Annotated in this window: 14 protein-coding genes; 5 read left to right on the forward strand and 9 right to left on the reverse strand. The window is 73.2% G+C overall.

Annotation, left to right across the window (positions count from 1 at the left end; all coding sequences use genetic code 11):
- Window positions 1-136 precede the first annotated feature (136 nt).
- On the forward strand, window positions 137-1,039 hold the full coding sequence (locus ACIQPQ_RS02615) for an EI24 domain-containing protein (RefSeq protein ID WP_401298751.1): 903 nt from the start codon (window positions 137-139) through the stop codon (window positions 1,037-1,039).
- On the opposite strand, the gene ACIQPQ_RS02620 is transcribed toward ACIQPQ_RS02615, so the two are convergent.
- Window positions 987-2,417: a pyroglutamyl peptidase gene (locus ACIQPQ_RS02620; protein ID WP_401298754.1), complete on the reverse strand. Its 1,431-nt coding sequence runs from the start codon at window positions 2,415-2,417 to the stop codon at window positions 987-989. The genes ACIQPQ_RS02615 and ACIQPQ_RS02620 overlap by 53 nt on opposite strands.
- A gap of 116 nt (window positions 2,418-2,533) precedes the next feature.
- Entirely contained in the window at window positions 2,534-3,151 is a 618-nt protein-coding gene (locus tag ACIQPQ_RS02625; protein ID WP_401298757.1) for a TetR/AcrR family transcriptional regulator, read from the reverse strand.
- A 165-nt stretch (window positions 3,152-3,316) separates the two neighbouring features.
- Here ACIQPQ_RS02625 and ACIQPQ_RS02630 point away from each other — a divergent pair, with 165 nt between their 5' ends.
- Window positions 3,317-5,917 carry a glycoside hydrolase family 3 protein gene (locus ACIQPQ_RS02630; protein ID WP_401298760.1) on the forward strand — a complete coding sequence of 867 codons (2,601 nt, stop codon included), beginning with the start codon at window positions 3,317-3,319 and terminating at the stop codon, window positions 5,915-5,917.
- Between the two features lie 116 nt (window positions 5,918-6,033).
- Here the strand turns inward: ACIQPQ_RS02630 and ACIQPQ_RS02635 are convergent, their stop codons facing one another.
- Entirely contained in the window at window positions 6,034-7,005 is a 972-nt protein-coding gene (locus ACIQPQ_RS02635; protein ID WP_401298763.1) for an aldose epimerase family protein, read from the reverse strand.
- Between the two features lie 15 nt (window positions 7,006-7,020).
- Complete coding sequence (locus tag ACIQPQ_RS02640; RefSeq protein WP_383776216.1) at window positions 7,021-7,920, reverse strand: SGNH/GDSL hydrolase family protein; 900 nt, start codon at window positions 7,918-7,920, stop codon at window positions 7,021-7,023.
- Between the two features lie 322 nt (window positions 7,921-8,242).
- On the opposite strand from ACIQPQ_RS02640, the gene ACIQPQ_RS02645 reads away from it, so the two are divergent.
- Window positions 8,243-8,737 (forward strand): DUF3145 domain-containing protein, encoded by a 495-nt coding sequence (locus tag ACIQPQ_RS02645; protein ID WP_383776218.1) that lies wholly within the window; start codon window positions 8,243-8,245, stop codon window positions 8,735-8,737.
- A 101-nt stretch (window positions 8,738-8,838) separates the two neighbouring features.
- On the opposite strand, the gene ACIQPQ_RS02650 is transcribed toward ACIQPQ_RS02645, so the two are convergent.
- The 5 genes from ACIQPQ_RS02650 to ACIQPQ_RS02670 form a co-directional block, all read right to left on the reverse strand.
- Window positions 8,839-10,110: a beta-ketoacyl-[acyl-carrier-protein] synthase family protein gene (locus ACIQPQ_RS02650; protein WP_383776221.1), complete on the reverse strand. Its 1,272-nt coding sequence runs from the start codon at window positions 10,108-10,110 to the stop codon at window positions 8,839-8,841.
- Between the two features lie 88 nt (window positions 10,111-10,198).
- The gene (locus ACIQPQ_RS02655; protein WP_383776224.1) at window positions 10,199-10,447 is read right to left on the reverse strand and encodes an acyl carrier protein; all 249 of its coding nucleotides are present in this window, start codon (window positions 10,445-10,447) and stop codon (window positions 10,199-10,201) included.
- Window positions 10,448-10,536: 89 nt separating this feature from the next.
- Window positions 10,537-11,538: a ketoacyl-ACP synthase III gene (locus ACIQPQ_RS02660; protein ID WP_401298768.1), complete on the reverse strand. Its 1,002-nt coding sequence runs from the start codon at window positions 11,536-11,538 to the stop codon at window positions 10,537-10,539.
- A 28-nt stretch (window positions 11,539-11,566) separates the two neighbouring features.
- Window positions 11,567-12,490: an ACP S-malonyltransferase gene (locus tag ACIQPQ_RS02665; protein ID WP_401298771.1), complete on the reverse strand. Its 924-nt coding sequence runs from the start codon at window positions 12,488-12,490 to the stop codon at window positions 11,567-11,569.
- An 89-nt stretch (window positions 12,491-12,579) separates the two neighbouring features.
- Entirely contained in the window at window positions 12,580-13,785 is a 1,206-nt protein-coding gene (locus ACIQPQ_RS02670; RefSeq protein ID WP_383776231.1) for a PucR family transcriptional regulator, read from the reverse strand.
- 95 nt (window positions 13,786-13,880) lie between these two features.
- Here ACIQPQ_RS02670 and ACIQPQ_RS02675 point away from each other — a divergent pair, with 95 nt between their 5' ends.
- Window positions 13,881-14,531, forward strand: coding sequence for a pirin family protein (locus tag ACIQPQ_RS02675; RefSeq protein ID WP_401299596.1), 651 nt, complete (start codon window positions 13,881-13,883; stop codon window positions 14,529-14,531).
- A gap of 225 nt (window positions 14,532-14,756) precedes the next feature.
- Window positions 14,757-15,743 carry an aldo/keto reductase gene (locus ACIQPQ_RS02680; RefSeq protein WP_401298774.1) on the forward strand — a complete coding sequence of 329 codons (987 nt, stop codon included), beginning with the start codon at window positions 14,757-14,759 and terminating at the stop codon, window positions 15,741-15,743.
- Window positions 15,744-15,751 lie beyond the last annotated feature (8 nt).

Raw genomic sequence — 15,751 nt, forward strand, 5'->3', positions numbered from 1 at the left:
GGACGTCGGTGTTCAGGGCGGCCGACGATGCCCCCGGATGGCGTACGCCGGACCCGGTACGACCGCCCCGCGGCGGGGCCGCGTCCGGGCCGTCCGCGCCCCGGCCGGACGCGGGTGCGGCCGATAGGATCCGGACATGCGTGAACTCGGGGTGGGATTCGGATATCTCCTGGAGGGCCAGCGGTGGGTGGCCCGGCACGGGAAGAAGTACGGCTTCGGGCTGCTGCCCGGCCTGATCACACTGGTCCTCTACCTCGGCGCCCTGGTCGCGCTCGCGGTGTGGGGCGCCGACTTCGTCGCGTGGGCGACGCCGTTCGCCGACGACTGGTCGAGCCCCTGGGGCGGACTGCTGCGCGGGTTCCTCACCGCCGTGCTCTTCGCGCTCGGACTGCTGCTCGCGGTGGTGACCTTCACCGCGGTCACCCTGCTGATCGGGCAGCCCTTCTACGAGAGCCTCTCGGAGAGCGTCGACCGTGACGTGTCGCCCGACGGCACCGCCCCCGAGTCGGGGCTGCCGTTCTGGACCGAGCTGTGGATCTCGGCCCGCGACAGCCTCCGGATCGTGTTCCGCGCCCTGCTGTGGGGCATCCTCCTGTTCGGCCTCGGGTTCATCCCGTTCCTCGGCCAGACGGTCGTCCCGGTGATCGGCTTCTTCGTCACCGGCTACTTCCTGACCCAGGAGCTGACCTCGGTCGCCCTCCAGCGCCGCCGGGTCGACGTCCGCACCCAACTCGCCCTGTTCCGCGCCCGCAGGACCCTCGTCTGGGGCTTCGGCACCCCCCTCGCGGTGGTCTTCCTGGTGCCGTTCGTCGCCGTGTTCCTGATGCCGGGCGCGGTGGCCGGCGCCACCCTCATGACGCGGGACCTGCTGGGCGAGGAGACGCGCGACGGCGGCGACCCGGCCGACCCGGACCCCGCCTACCCGGACCCCGCCGCCCCGGCCGGTGCGCAGCCGTACCCGCCCGGATCGGACCCCGCGTACCCGGCTAACCCGGCGTACCCGCCCGCTCCGGGGAACCCGACGTACCCGACGCACTGACCGCCACCGCCAGGACCGCCCTGACCTGCGCGACGATGTCCAGCCGGTTGCGCACGAACTCCGGGTCGGTCACCGTGCCCGTCGCCGGATCGGTGTTCCCGGCGCCGAACTGGAGCACCGGCGTGTGCACATGGCCGCCCGGCAGCGTGGAGCCGAGGCCGAGCCGGTCGCGCAGCAGGGTGGCCCGGTAGGCGATCTCGTTGGAGAGGTAGTCGCCGCCGCCCCCGGCCCGCGCGACCGACCCGGCCGTCGGCCCGTCCGGCCGCACCACGGGGGCGGTGCCGCCCGCCGGGATCTCGGTCACGCCCGTGTTGTCGTACACCGGGAACCGGCCCGTCGACGCGGCGGTGATCGCCCGGTACGGCAGGGTCGTCGTCGTCCACTGCGGCTGCGACGCCGGGTCGTCCACCGGCACGGTCTCCGTCCGGCTCACGTTCTCGTTGTCGGGGAACCCGCCCCGCCAGGCCCCGTTGGTGCGCTCCACGTCGAACCGGCCGACCCGGCCCTGGCTGACCGTGGTGAACAGATCGACCCGGCCCAGGTAGGGGCGCAGCGTCCGCTCCACCGTCCCGTCCGCGAAGTCCCGCCAGCGCACCGGGAACACGGCCGCCTCCACCCGCGCCGGACCGTCCGCCGTCTCGATCACCGTGCCGTCCAGGGCCAGCGCCGCCGCCCCCGACGGATTGGAGATCCGCGCGTCCCGGTCGAGGGTGAACGGGTCGAACCCGGTGACCAGGACCCGCTTCACCCGCTGCCCGCCTCCGTGCGAAGCTGTCTTCCCTGAGCCGCCCGAGGGCGCGAACCGCAGGTCGGTCTGGCCCCGCGAGGTCCGCTCCAGCGCGTCCAGCAGCGCCGCGCGCCGCTCCGCCGTCAGCCCGAACGCCGGTTCCCAGAGGCGCAGTTCACGGGTCATGCCGAGCCGCGCCCAGTACAGCGGCCGGTCGTCGTCCCGGCTCAGCGTGCCCCCGGCCGGACCCCGCCCCTGCACCCGGTCCACGGCCCTCCGCCACAGCGCCGCACCCTCCCGTACGACGAGCCGGTGGGCGTGCGCGGCGGAGCGCGCGGAGCCGAGCAGCCGGGCGAACTCCGGTGCCACGTCGTCGAATCCGGAGGCGGCGAGGATCTCCCGCGGGGCGGGCCGGTCCAGGCGCAGCTCCTCGGCGGTGGGGGAGAGGGCGGCGGCCGAACCCGCCACGGCCGCTGTGTCGGAGACGCCGGAGACGCCGGAGACGCCGGAGACGCCGGTGGCGTTCGTGGCGTTCGTTGCGTCCGGGGGGTTCGTGGCGCTCACGGCGGGCGGGGCCGCCAACGCCGCGGCGGCCAGGGCCAGTCCGAGGGCTCCGATGCCTGCTCCGGTGCGAACTCGTAGCGAGAGCACAGTGATTCCGACCCTTCCGTCGCTGTGGGGCGCGTACCGCGGGACGCGGGCAGTATCGCGTGACGGACGGGACGTACGCCATGGGTCCCCCGGCGGGTCACCGTGAACGGGCGCTCTCAGTCCGGGAGTTCAGCCGGTGTCCCGGCCGGGTCCGGCCCGTCCGGCTCGCCCAGCAGGGTCAGGAAGGCGCGGAACGCGCCCGGCATGTCCACCGACTCCGGGTCCAGCAGCCACTGGTACTGGAGCCCGTCCATCACCGCCACCAGCAGCGGCGCCGCCCGCTCCGGGGTGAGGCCGCCGGGCAGCCGGTCGCCGTACTCGGCGCGCAGGATGCCCGCCATGCTCGCCCGCACCCCCGTGTACCGCTCGGTGAAGTACTCCCGCGCCGGATGCCCCTCCGTGACGCTCTCGCCGAGCAGCGCCGAGAAGGTCTGGATGATGCCGGGCCGCATCGCGTTGTACTCCACCAGCGAGGCCAGCAGGTCCAGCCGCCACCGGGAGTCGGGCACCGCGTCCCACTGGTCGCGCTCCTCCAGCACGGCCACGAGCAGCGCGTCCTTGGTGGGGAAGTGGTGCAGCAGCCCCTGCTGGGTCAGCCCGACCCGCTCGGCCACCGCCGCCAGACTCGCCCCCCGGTAACCGCGCTCGGCGATCACCTCCAGGGCCGCCCGCACGATCTCGGCCCGGCGCTCCTCGCTCCTGGTCCTGGCGCTCATGCCGTCACGGTACGGCATCCCACCCCACCGTTTATAACGGGCAGGTGACGAAACCTACCGCGTTACAGGGAGCCGGGGCACGATAGAGGCACGGCAGACCCTGCGCGCGGCCCACCCCCGGCGCGGGGCCCGGCGCACCCCTGCACGGCACCGCACGACGCGTACGCGACGAGGAGACAACCGATGGCAGACCAGGCGGCGGACCACGACACCGGCGACCGGACCGGCGACCGGACGCGCGGCCCGGCGGACGGCCGGGCCGGTCAGGAGCGGCCCACCGAGCCCGCTGAGACGGTCGACGCCACCGGGCCCGCCCGGACCGCCGAGGCGGTGCGGGCCGTCGTGGAGGCGGCCCTCGGCAAGCTCGACCTCGACACCAAGGCCCGGCTGCTGTCCGGCCAGGACACCTGGTCGCTGCCCGCCGTCCCCGAGATCGGGCTTGCCTCCCTCGTGATGTCCGACGGCCCGATCGGCGTCCGCGGCACCCGCTGGACCGGCGACGACCCGTCCGTCGCCCTGCCCTCACCGACCGCGCTCGCCGCCACCTGGGACCCCGGACTCGCCCACCGGGCCGGGGTGCTGCTCGCCCAGGAGGCCCGCCGCAAGGGCGTCCACGTGCTGCTCGCCCCCACGGTCAACCTGCACCGCTCGCCGCTGGGCGGACGGCACTTCGAGGCGTACAGCGAGGACCCCCACCTCACCGGCCGGATCGGCGCCGCCTACGTCGCGGGCGTCCAGGCGGGCGGCGTCGGCACCACCGTGAAGCACTTCGTCGCCAACGACGCCGAGACCGAACGCTTCACCGTCGACAACCTCGTCGGGGAACGCGCGCTGCGCGAGCTGTACCTCGCCCCCTTCGAGACGATCGTCGAACAGGCCCGCCCCTGGGGCGTGATGACCGCGTACAACTCCGTCAACGGCACGACCATGACCGAGCACCACCAACTGGTGAACGAGGTCCTGCGCGGCGAATGGGGCTTCGACGGCGTCAACGTCTCCGACTGGACCGCCGCCCGCGACACCGTCGCCGCCCTGCGCGGCGGCCTCGACGTGGCGATGCCCGGCCCGCGCACCGTCTTCGGCGACGCCCTCGCCCAGGCCGTCCGCGACGGACACCTCGACGAGTCCGAGGTGGACGCCGCCGTCCGCCGCGTCCTGCTGCTCGCCGCCCGCGCCGGCGCCCTGGAGGGCGCGGAACCCGCTGTGACCGAGCCGCCCGCCCGCGTCGACGGCGACGCCCTCGCCCGCGAACTGGCCCGCCGCTCCTTCGTCCTGGTCCGCAACGAGCGCGAGGCGCTGCCGCTGCGGCCCGGCACCACCGTCGCCCTCATCGGCGCCGCCGCCCGCGACGCCCGCATCCTCGGCGGCGGCTCCGCCGTGGTCTTCCCGGCCCGCACCGTCTCCCCGCTCGACGGCCTCACCGCCGCCCTCCCCGAGGGCGCCGTGACCTACGCCGTCGGCGCCGACCCCAACCAGGAACTCGCCGTCGCCGACAAGGGGTTCACGCTCCGCGCGGTCTGCCGGGACGCCGACGGCACCGTCCTCGGCACCGGCTCCGCGCACAACGGGCACATCCAGTGGATGGGCGCCGACCTCCCCGACGGCGTCACCCACGACCGGCTGCGCACCGTCGAACTCACCGGCACGTTCATCCCGCGCGCCACCGGCACCCACACCTTCGGCACCCGCGGCCTCGGCGCGTTCCGGCTCACCGTCGACGGCACCCCGCGCTTCGACGGCGTCGAACCCCGCCCGGAGAAGAAGGACCCGTTCTCGGCGTTCTTCGGCGGCCCCGTGGAGCGCGCCCGCGTCGACCTGACGGCGGGCGAGACGGTCGACGTCTCCCTCACCTACGTCGTCGAACTCCCCGAGGACGGGCCGCTGAAGGCCGTCACCTTTACCCTCTGCCACCAGGAACCCCAGCGCGACCCCGACGAGTTGATCGCCGAGGCGGTCGAGGCGGCCCGCGCCGCCGACACCGCCGTGGTCGTCGTCGCCACCACCGAACGCGTCGAGTCGGAGGGCTTCGACCGGGCCGACCTGCGGCTGCCCGGCCGCCAGGACGACCTCGTCCGGGCCGTCGCCGCCGCCAACCCGCGCACCGTCGTGATCGTCAACTCCGGCTCCCCGGTGGAACTTCCGTGGCGCGGGGACGTCGACGCCGTCCTGCTGAGCTGGTTCCCCGGCCAGGAGGGCGGCGCCGCCCTCGCCGACGTCCTCACCGGCCGCCACGAACCCGGCGGGCGCCTCCCCACCACCTGGGGCTCCCTCCCCGACGCCCCCGTCACCCGCGTCGCCCCCACCGACGGCGAACTCCGCTACGAAGAGGGCGTGTTCATCGGCTACCGGGCCTGGGAGAAGGCGGGCCGCACCCCCAGCTACCCCTTCGGCCACGGCCTCGGCTACACCCGCTGGACCTACGGCTCGGTCGAGACCGAGGGCACCACGGTCCGCGTCCGCGTCCGCAACTCCGGTGCCCGCCACGGCCGCGAGGTCGTCCAGGTGTACCTCGCGCCCACCGAGGCCCCGGCTTCCGGCGCGGCCGTCGACGCGGCCGTGCACGGTCCCGGCGCCGTCGACCGGCCCGCCCGCGCCCTGGCCGGGTTCGCCGTCGTCGAGGCGGCGCCCGGCGAGAGCGCCGAGGCCGTCGTCACCCTCCCGCGCCGCGCCTTCGAGGTCTGGGACGAGGCCGCGCACCGGTGGTTCTTTGTGAAGGGTTCGTACGAAATCCAGGTGGGTAGGTCCCTCGCGGACCGCAGGATCACCGCGACGATTACCGTCTGACACGGGATTCTCCGCGCCCCCCTGAACAGCCCCGGTCCGGGACCTGACCCCTGGACCGGGGCTACACCCGTGCCCGGGGCCCCGGCCCGCGCGGCCCGCCCCCGCCCGTCAGTCCCTCACCGCACCCCGAACCCGTACACCGTCTCCGACCGGTACACCTCGCCCGGCAGCAGCCGCGTGCTCGGGAACTCCGGCCGGTTGGGGGAGTCCGGGAAGTGCTGGGTCTCCAGGGCGATCCCCTGCCCCGGGGAGAGCGGCGCGCCCAGGTGCTCGCCGGTGTACACCTGGATGCCCGGCTCGGTCGTCGCCACCGTCAGCACCCGCCCCGACGCCGGGTCGTACAGCTCGGCCACCTCCTCCGCCTCGGCCGTGACGCCCTTGTCCAGCACGAAGTTGTGGTCGAGACCGCCACCCGTCTTGTGCGGCGTACGGAAGTCGAAGCGGGTGCCCGCCACCTCCGCGAAGGCGCCGGTCGGGATGAGGTCCTCGTCGACCGGGGTGTACCGCGAGGCCGCGAGCCGCAGTTCGTGCCCGCCCGCCTCGCCCGCCCCGCTCAGGTCGAAGTAGCTGTGGTTGGTGAGGTTCACGACGGTCGGCGCGTCCGTCACCGCCTCGTACCGGATGCGCAGCGCGCCCGACGCGTCCAGCGTGTACGTCGCCGTGACCTCCAGACGGCCGGGGAAGCCCTCCTCGCCGTGCGGACTGACCCGGTGCAGCCGCAGCCCGTGCTCGACCGGCGTCACGTCCCACACGTACCGGTCGAAGCCGCGCTCGCCGCCGTGCAGCGAGTTGGGCCCGTTGTTCGGCACCAGCGCGTACGTCAGGTCGTCCAGCGGGAAGCGGGCGCCCCCGATCCGGTTCGCGTACCGCCCGACCAGGGCGCCGAGATAGGGCTCCGGATGCGCGAGATAGCCGTCCAGGTCCGCGAACCCCAGCACCACGTCCGCCGTGCGCCCGTCCCGGTCCGGGACCTCCACCGACTGCACGATCCCGCCGTACGACAGGACCCGCACCCGCACGCCCGCCCGTTCCAGCGTCCAGCGGTGCACCGGGGTGCCGTCGGAAAGTGTTCCGAAGTGTTCGCTCATGGTCGAGACTCTAAGTTACGCGGATCGGGCGGTGACCTTCCGGTAGGCGATCTCGGCGAGGCGGGCCTGCCCGGTCTTGCTCGGGTGGAACCAGTCCCAGTGGCTCAACTGGTCGGTGCCGAACCGGTACGCGTACACCGCGCCGTCGTCGAAACGGCACCGCCGGTCCTTCGCGCAGACCTCCTTCAGCACCTTGTTGTAGTCCTCCACCCGCTTCTGCACCGTGTCGCGGCGCAGCGTGGCCGCCGAGTCCAGCGCGTCCGCGTCGCCCAGCATCGACGGGCAGATGCCCAGCTTCCAGATCTGCTTGCCCAGCGCGTTGGTCCGCCCCTGCGACCACAGCCGCTTGAGGTTCGGCACGCTCGCCACGTACACCTGCGTCTTCGGCGACTCGGCGCGCAGGGTGCGCATCGCCTTCTCGAACCCGGCGCGGAAGTCCGCGGTCGAGGTCATCGCGTCCGCCGTCGACCGGCAGGCGTCGTTGGCGCCCGCGAGCACGGTGACCAGATCCGGCCGGTGGGCCGCCGCCCGCGTCATCTGCCCGTCCAGGTCCGCCATCCGGGCACCGGTCGCCGCGTGGTTCCAGCTGTGCGTCGCCGCCCGCCCCGCGCCCAGCAGCCGTACGGCGAGACTGCGCACCTCGGTGCTGTCGCCGGTCGCCCAGGACACCTCCGGACAGTCCGACAGCACCCGGCACGCGTCGAACCCGCGGGTGATGGAGTCGCCCACCGCGGCGATCGACCCCGGCGAGCTGTCCCACACCGGCGTCGGCGACGGCTTCGGCCTCGCCGACGCGCCGCCCGCGCCCGACTCCTCCGGCCCGCCCGCGCCCATCACGTCACAGCCCGCCGCGGTCAGCACCGCCGCCGCCGTGACGGCGACCACGGTCCGCGAGCGGTGGCTCGGCTTCCGCATCCCTGGTTGTCCCCTCGGTCGTCAGGTCCTCAGGCCGCACGCGCGCGCGTACGGTCGTCGCCGCGCTCGTCCTCCGGCCGGGCGACGGTTCGCCGGCTCCCTCCATGACAACGTGCGGGAGTTCCCGGGGCCCGCGCGAACCGACGGATCAAGCCGCCCCAGGCGTCCTGCCGGGTGAATGGCGGGTGTTTCACGCCACCGGGACCGACGGTACGTCACACTCCTTGCCCCGCCGCACGGTAGCCTCGCCATCAACGTGGCTGCCCAGCCACCGCCGCCATGCCAAGCCCGCACGACGGTCCCGCACTGCCCGGAGGTACCGGTGACGACACGTGGAGTTCTGTACGTGCACTCCGCGCCGCGCGCGCTGTGCCCGCACGTCGAGTGGGCCGTCGCCGGGGTGCTCGGCACGCGCGTCAACCTCGACTGGATTCGGCAGCCCGCTGCGCCCGGCACCTGGCGCTCCGAGTTCTCCTGGCAGGGCCAGGTCGGCACCGCCTCCAAGCTGGCCTCCGCGCTGCGCGGCTGGCAGATGCTGCGCTTCGAGGTGACCGCCGAGCCCTGCCCCACCGCCGAGGGCGAACGCTACAGCTGCACCCCCGACCTGGGGATCTTCCACGCTGTCACCGGCATGCACGGCGACATCCTCATCCCCGAGGACCGGCTCAGAGCCGCCCTGACCCGCTCCCAGCGCGGCGAGAGCGACCTGGAGGCCGAGATCGCCAAGCTGCTCGGCAAGCCCTGGGACGACGAACTGGAGCCGTTCCGGTACGCCGGTGAGGGCGCCCCGGTCCGCTGGCTCCACCAGGTCGTCTGACCCCCGCTCCCGCCCCGGACGCCCCGGACACCCGCGACGACGAGGAAGGGCCCCACCGATCCGGTGGGGCCCTTCCTCGTACGCTCGCGTGCCGCCGCCGGTCAGACCGAGCGGAACGCCAGCACCACGTTGTGCCCGCCGAAGCCGAACGAGTCGTTCAGCGCGGCGATCCGGCCCTCCACGGGCAGCTTGCGGGCCTCGCCGCGCACGATGTCCGCGTTCGCCTCCGCCTCCGGGTCGAGATCGTCGACGTTGATGGTCGGCGGGGCCAGCCGGTGGTACAGGGCGAGGATCGTCGCCACCGACTCCACGCCGCCCGCGCCGCCGAGCAGGTGCCCGGTCATCGACTTGGTCGCCGACACCGCCATGTGGTCGGTGTCGTCGCCGAACACCTTCCGCAGCGCCTTCAGCTCGGCCACGTCACCGGCCGGGGTGGAGGTGGCGTGCGCGTTGACGTGCACGATCTCCGCCGGGTCCAGGTCGGTGCGCTCCAGCAGGTGCTGGAGGGCGGCCGCGATGCCCCGGCCCTCCGGCTCCGGCTGCACGATGTCGTGCCCGTCGGCGGAGATGCCCTGGCCGACCGCCTCCGCGTACACCCGCGCCCCGCGCGCGGCGGCGTGCTCGGCGGACTCCAGGACGATGACACCGGCGCCCTCGCCGAGGACGAAACCGTCCCGGGCGGTGTCGTAGGGGCGCGAGGCGCCCTGCGGGTCGTCGTTGTTCTTGGACATCGCCATCATGTTGCCGAACGCGGCGATGGGCAGCGGGTGGATCGCCGCCTCCGTGCCGCCCGCGACGACGACGTCCGCACGGCCGGTGCGGATCATCTCGATGGCGTAGCCGATGGCCTCCGCGCCCGAGGCGCAGGCCGAGACCGGGGTGTGCACACCCGCGCGGGCGCCCACGAGCAGACCCACGTTGGCGGACGGACCGTTCGGCATCAGCATCGGCACGGTGTGCGGGGAGACGCGGCGGACGCCCTTCTCCTTCAGCACGTCGTACTGGTCCAGCAGGGTCGTCACACCGCCGATGCCGGAGGCGATGACCGCGCCCAGCCGGTCCGGGTCGACCGAACCGTCGGTGCCCGCCCGGCCCTCGAAGCCCGCGTCCTTCCAGGCTTCCTCGGCCGCGATCAGCGCGAACTGCGCCGAGCGGTCCAGCTTGCGGGCCTGCGGCCGCGGGATGACCTCGGTGGGCTCCACGGCGACCGGGGCCGCGATCCGGACGGCCTGCTCGGCCGCCCAGTCCTGCTCCAGGGGCTTGACGCCGGACGTGCCGGCGATCAGACCCTCCCAGGTAGAGGCTGCGTCGCCACCCAGCGGTGTGGTTGCGCCGATACCGGTGACGACCACGGTGCGATTGGTCGGGCTCACGGGAATTCTTTCTCCAACGATCGGGATTCAGCGGCGCCACCGCCGGGTGGCGGGTGCCGGGCCGGGGGTGTCCGGCCCCGGCAGTGGCTCAGTCCTGGTTCTTGAGGATGTACTCGGTCGCGTCGCCGACCGTCTTGAGGTTCTTGACGTCCTCGTCGGGGATCTTGACGTCGAAGCGCTCCTCGGCGGCGACGACGACCTCGACCATGGACAGCGAGTCGACGTCCAGGTCGTCGGTGAAGGACTTGTCCAGCTGGACGTCCTCGACCGGGATACCGGCGATCTCGTTCACGATCTCCGCGAGACCGGCGACGATCTCTTCCTGAGTGGCGGCCATGTCGGCGCTCCTTCGTTGCTGTTTCAGAGGGTGTGGCAAGGGTGTAAAGGTGTGTACCGTCCCGGACCGCGTGATCCGGCACGGAGTGCCTAGGGGAGGGTAACGACCGTCGCGGCGTACACGAGACCCGCCCCGAAGCCGATGACGAGCGCGGTGTCGCCGCTCTTCGCCTCGCCGGTCGCCAGGAGCCGCTCCATCGCGAGCGGGATCGAGGCGGCCGAGGTGTTGCCGGTGGTCCGCACGTCACGGGCGACCGTGACCGACTCCGGCAGCTTGAGAGTCTTCACCATCGAGTCGATGATCCGCTCGTTGGCCTGGTGCGGGATGAAGACGTCCAGGTCGGCCGAGGTGATCCCGGCCGCGTCCAGCGCCTGCTGGGCGACCTTCGCCATCTCGAACACCGCCCAGCGGAAGACCGCCTGGCCCTCCTGGGTGATCGCCGGGAACTTCGCGACCTCGCCCGCGCGGTAGTCCGTCCACGGCACGGTCTGCTTGATGGTCTCCGACTTGTCGCCCTCGGAGCCCCAGACCGTCGGCCCGATCGCCGGTTCCCGCGACGGGCCGACGACGACCGCGCCCGCCCCGTCGCCGAACAGGAAGGCCGTCGCCCGGTCCTCCAGGTCGGTCAGGTCGGACAGCCGCTCGACGCCGATGACCAGGACGTACTCGGCGGAACCCTCGACGATCATGCCCTTGGCGAGGGTCAGCCCGTAGCCGAAGCCCGCGCAGCCCGCCGAGATGTCGAAGGCGGCCGCCTTGTCGGTGCCGAGCTTGTCCGCGATCTCGGTGGCGACGGCCGGGGTCTGCTTGAAGTGCGAGACGGTGGAGACGACGACCGCGCCGATCTGCGCCGCGTCGATCCCGGCGTCCGCGATGGCCTTGCCCGACGCCTCGACCGACATGGCGGCGACGGTCTCCTCGTCGTTCGCCCAGTGCCGGGTCTCGATGCCGGAACGCGAACGGATCCACTCGTCGGACGAGTCGATCGTCTCGAGGATCACCTCGTTGGGCACCACACGGGTGGGCCGGTAGCCGCCCACGCCGAGGATGCGCGCGTACGGGGCGCCCTTGCTGGGCTTGATCTTCGACATGATCGTCGACTCCTTGTCAGGCACGAGGTCAGGCGCGGTGCTCGGCGATGACCTCACGGGCCGCGTCGAGATCGTCGGGGGTCTTCAGCGCGAGCGTCTTCACACCGGGCAGCGCGCGCTTGGCGAGACCGGTGAGCGTACCGCCGGGGCACACCTCGATCAGCGCGGTGACACCCAGCGCCTTGAAGGTCTCCATGCACAGGTCCCAGCGGACCGGGTTGGCGACCTGGCCCACCAGACGCTCCAGGACCTCCGCGCCGGTCGCGACGGCCTGCCCGTCCTTGTTGGAGACGTACGTGAACGCCGGGTCGGCGGGCGTGAGTTCCTTGGCGGCGGCGGCAAGGATCTCGACGGCCGGGGCCATGTGGCGGGTGTGGAAGGCACCGGCCACCTTCAGCGGGACGACCTTGCGGACGCCCTCGGGCTTGTCCTCGTTCAGCGCGGCGAGCTGGTCGAGGGTGCCGGCGGCGACGATCTGACCGGCGCCGTTGACGTTGGCCGGGGTGAGGCCCAGCTTCTCCAGGTGCGCGACGGAGACCTCCGGGTCGCCGCCGAGCAGCGCCGACATGCCGGTCTCGGTGACCGCGGCGGCCTCCGCCATCGCCAGACCGCGGCGGCGGACGAGGGCCAGGGCCGAGGTGTCGTCGAGGACACCCGCGAAGGTGGCCGCGGTGATCTCGCCGACGCTGTGCCCGGCGACCGCGCCGGGACCGAGGTCCGCGATGTCACCGAGTGCCGCGGCGGAGAGGATTCCGGCCGCCACCAGCAGCGGCTGCGCCACCGCGGTGTCGCGGATCTCGTCCGCGTCGGCCTGCGTGCCGTAGTGGGCGAGGTCCAGTCCGATGGCGTCGGACCACGCGGCGACGCGGTCGGCGGCGCCGGGCAGTTCGAGCCAGGGGGTCAGGAAGCCGGGCGTCTGGGCGCCCTGGCCGGGAGCGACGAGTACGAGCACTCTCACACTCTCTCTTGAGGGCGGCCACGGCCGCCCGTGGGGACAAGGACGAAGAACGGCGGGGGGATTTGTGGGCCCCCGACAAAAGACTAGGCCTGAGGATCGCCGTCGACGAGACGTCCCAGGATCAGCGCGATCCGCAGGGTGAAGGCAGAGCGTACATCCGAGGGTGACCAACCGGTGACGTCAGTCACACGTCGCAGCCGGTAGCGCACGGTGTTGGGATGCACGAACAGCATCCGCGCGGCGCCCTCCAGACTGGACGCCTGTTCGAGGTAGACGGCGAGCGTCTCCAGCAGCGCCGAACCCGCCTCCTCCAGCGGTCTGTAGATCTCCTCCACCAACTGCTCGCGCGCGCCGGGATCACCGGCGATGGCGCGTTCCGGCAGCAGATCGTCCGCCAGGACCGGCCGCGGCGCGTCCTGCCAGGCCGCACACGCCTTGAGCCCGGCGGCGGCGGCCTGCGCGGACCGGGTCGCCGCCTGGAGGTCGGGGACCACGGGCCCCGCGACCACCGGCCCGGCCGCGAACGGCCCGATCAGCGACTTGGCGACCCCCACCGGGTTGTCGCTGCCGCCCGCGATCACCACCAGCCGCGAGCCCAGGACGCCGGTGAGGACCTGGAGCTTGGCGTGCCGGGCCGCCCGCCGGATCGCCTCGACCGTCAGTTCGGAGTCGCCCTCCGGCGCGGTCCCCAGCACCACGCACACATGCTCGGGCGCGCTCCAGCCGAGCGCCGAGGCCCGGCTGACGGCGCCCTCGTCGGCCTCCCCGCTGAGGACGGCGTTCACGACCAGCGACTCCAGGCGGGCGTCCCAGGCGCCGCGTGCCTCGGCGGCCTGCGCGTACACCTGCGCGGTGGCGAAGGCGATCTCGCGGGCGTACACCAGCAGCGCCTCGCGCAGCGCGTTCTCGTCGCCCGGCGCCGCGACCTCGTCGATCGCGCTCTCCATGACCTCGATGGTGGTGCGCACCATCTCCACGGTCTGGCGCAGCGTGATGGCCCGCGTCAGCTCGCGCGGCGCCGTCCCGAAGACGTCGGTGGAGATCGCCTGCGGTGCGTCCGGCTGCCGGAACCACTCGGTGAACGCGGCGATGCCCGCCTGCGCCACCAGACCGATCCAGGAACGGTTCTCCGGGGGCATCGCCCGATACCACGGCAGGGTCTCGTCCATGCGCGCGATGGCGTGGGCGGCGAGGTTCCCGGACGATTTCTCCAGCCGCTTCAGCGTGCCTGCGTGCGGGTGGACGGCGCGCGCCGCGGGGCGGATGTCACTGGCTTCGGGTTCGGGCACGGGGACAAGACTGCCTTATCGGGCCGGGCGGGTGCGTGGCCGGGTCACGGTGCGGACCCGCGCGGTACGGCGGCGGGGCTACGGTGGTGCGCGTGATCGACGTACGGCGCGCCTCCGAGCGCTACCGCGGCGGGGACCCGGCGGCCGGGATCGACACCCGGCACGCCTTCTCCTTCGGCCCGCACTACGACCCCGACAACCTCCGCTTCGGCGCCCTCGTCGCCGTCAACGAGGAACGGCTCGCCCCGGGCGCCGGATTCGAGGAGCACGCGCACAGCCACACGGACATCGTCACGTGGGTGGTGGAGGGGGAGCTGACCCACCGAGACTCGGACGGCCACGAGACGGTGGTGCGGGCCGGTGACGTCCAGTGGCTCAGCGCGGGCTCCGGTGTCCGCCACATCGAACGCAACGACGGCGCGACCCCCCTCACCTTCGTCCAGATGTGGCTCACACCCCCGCTCGACGCCGCGGGCCCACCCTCGTACGCCCTCACCCGCGCCCTCCCCGACGACACCCCGCTCACCGTGCCCGGCGGCTCCCTCCGCGTCCACCACCTCTCCCCGGACGCCCGCCTCGACCTCCCCCCGGACCAACGCCACTACGTCCACCTCGTCCACGGCGCCGCCACCGTGGCCGACATCCCCCTCACCCCCGGCGACGCGGCCCGAATCCCGCCTCGGACGAAGCCCCTGCCCCTCACGGCGACGTCCCCTTCGGAGCTACTGGTGTGGCACCTCCCCTGAGGGCGCCTGCCCACCCACAACCACCCGTCTCGGTGTGCTGGACAGCCGGCGTGGAGGTTGGCCCTGTCCGGCGGATCATGCCGCGGTCGTGGCGGTCTGGTACCTGATGACCCACTCCCCGATCCGAGGGGGCTGGTCTGACCTAGGCGCCCCTTGACTTCGAGAGCACTCCAGCAAGCAGACTCGCCGCCGAAGCCTCAGGCACCCCCTTCGGAAGGCCCCCGCATGCGCTACCGCACCATCGGTCAGAATCCGGACACCCGCCGCAAGGTGAGCGTCCTGAGCCTCGGCGCCATGCGGTTCGGCACCACCACCGACGAGGCGACCTCGTACGCGATCCTCGACCGGTACGTCGAAGCCGGCGGCACGTTCATCGACACCGCCAACAACTACGCGTTCTGGGTCAACGGCACCCAGGGCGGCGAGAGCGAGCAGCTCCTGGGACGCTGGCGGCGCAGCCGGGGCGTCGGCGACGAGATCACGATCGCCACCAAGCTCGGCGGCCGCCCCAACCACCCCACCTCGACCTTCACGAAGGATGTCGAGAGCCTCACCACGAAGACGATCCGCGAGTCGGCCGAGCGCAGCCGCGAGAACCTCGGCACGGACAAGCTGGACCTGCTCTACGCGCACATCGAGGATCCCCGCGTTCCGCTCCAGGAGACGGTGGACGGTTTCGCCGCCGTCGTCGCCGACGGCACGGTGGGCCTGCTGGGCGCGAGCAACCATCGTGTCTGGCGCCTGGAGCGCGCCCGGACCCTGGCGGCAGCCGCGGGTCTGCCCGGCTACGAGGTTCTGCAGTACCACCACAGCTACCTCCGCCACCGCACCGACGAGCCCACACTCCGCTCTCCCGACGGCGACTTGGGGGTCACCTCCGGCGACCACCTCAGCTACCTCCGCGAGGACCCGTCCCTCTCCCTGGTCGCGTACTCCCCGCTCCTGAACGGCAGTTACGGCCGTACGGACAAGCCTCTGGATCCCGGCTACCAGAACGCGGGAACGGCCACCCGCCTCGCCGCCCTGGCCGAGATCGCGGCGGAGACAGGAGCCACGCACAACCAGGTCGTCCTCGCCTGGCTGATCGGTGGCGAGATCCCGGTTGTCCCCCTGGTGGGCGCGTCCTCGGTGGCTCAGCTGGAGGAGAGTCTGGCGGCGGCGGACCTCGACCTCACACAGGACCAGCGGGCGAAACTGGACGCCGCACATTAGGCCCTGTC

The organism is Streptomyces sp. NPDC091281, assembly GCF_044757425.1.
Taxonomy (GTDB): domain Bacteria; phylum Actinomycetota; class Actinomycetes; order Streptomycetales; family Streptomycetaceae; genus Streptomyces.

Excerpts from the sequence above, each read along its gene's own strand:
- ACIQPQ_RS02615 (WP_401298751.1), top strand. The coding sequence starts at position 137 with ATGCGTGAACTCGGGGTGGGATTCGGATATCTCCTGGAGGGCCAGCGG.
- ACIQPQ_RS02625 (WP_401298757.1), bottom strand. The coding sequence starts at position 3,151 with ATGCCGTACCGTGACGGCATGAGCGCCAGGACCAGGAGCGAGGAGCGC.
- ACIQPQ_RS02630 (WP_401298760.1), top strand. The coding sequence starts at position 3,317 with ATGGCAGACCAGGCGGCGGACCACGACACCGGCGACCGGACCGGCGAC.
- ACIQPQ_RS02635 (WP_401298763.1), bottom strand. The coding sequence starts at position 7,005 with ATGAGCGAACACTTCGGAACACTTTCCGACGGCACCCCGGTGCACCGC.
- ACIQPQ_RS02640 (WP_383776216.1), bottom strand. The coding sequence starts at position 7,920 with ATGCGGAAGCCGAGCCACCGCTCGCGGACCGTGGTCGCCGTCACGGCG.
- ACIQPQ_RS02655 (WP_383776224.1), bottom strand. The coding sequence starts at position 10,447 with ATGGCCGCCACTCAGGAAGAGATCGTCGCCGGTCTCGCGGAGATCGTG.
- ACIQPQ_RS02660 (WP_401298768.1), bottom strand. The coding sequence starts at position 11,538 with ATGTCGAAGATCAAGCCCAGCAAGGGCGCCCCGTACGCGCGCATCCTC.
- ACIQPQ_RS02680 (WP_401298774.1), top strand. The coding sequence starts at position 14,757 with ATGCGCTACCGCACCATCGGTCAGAATCCGGACACCCGCCGCAAGGTG.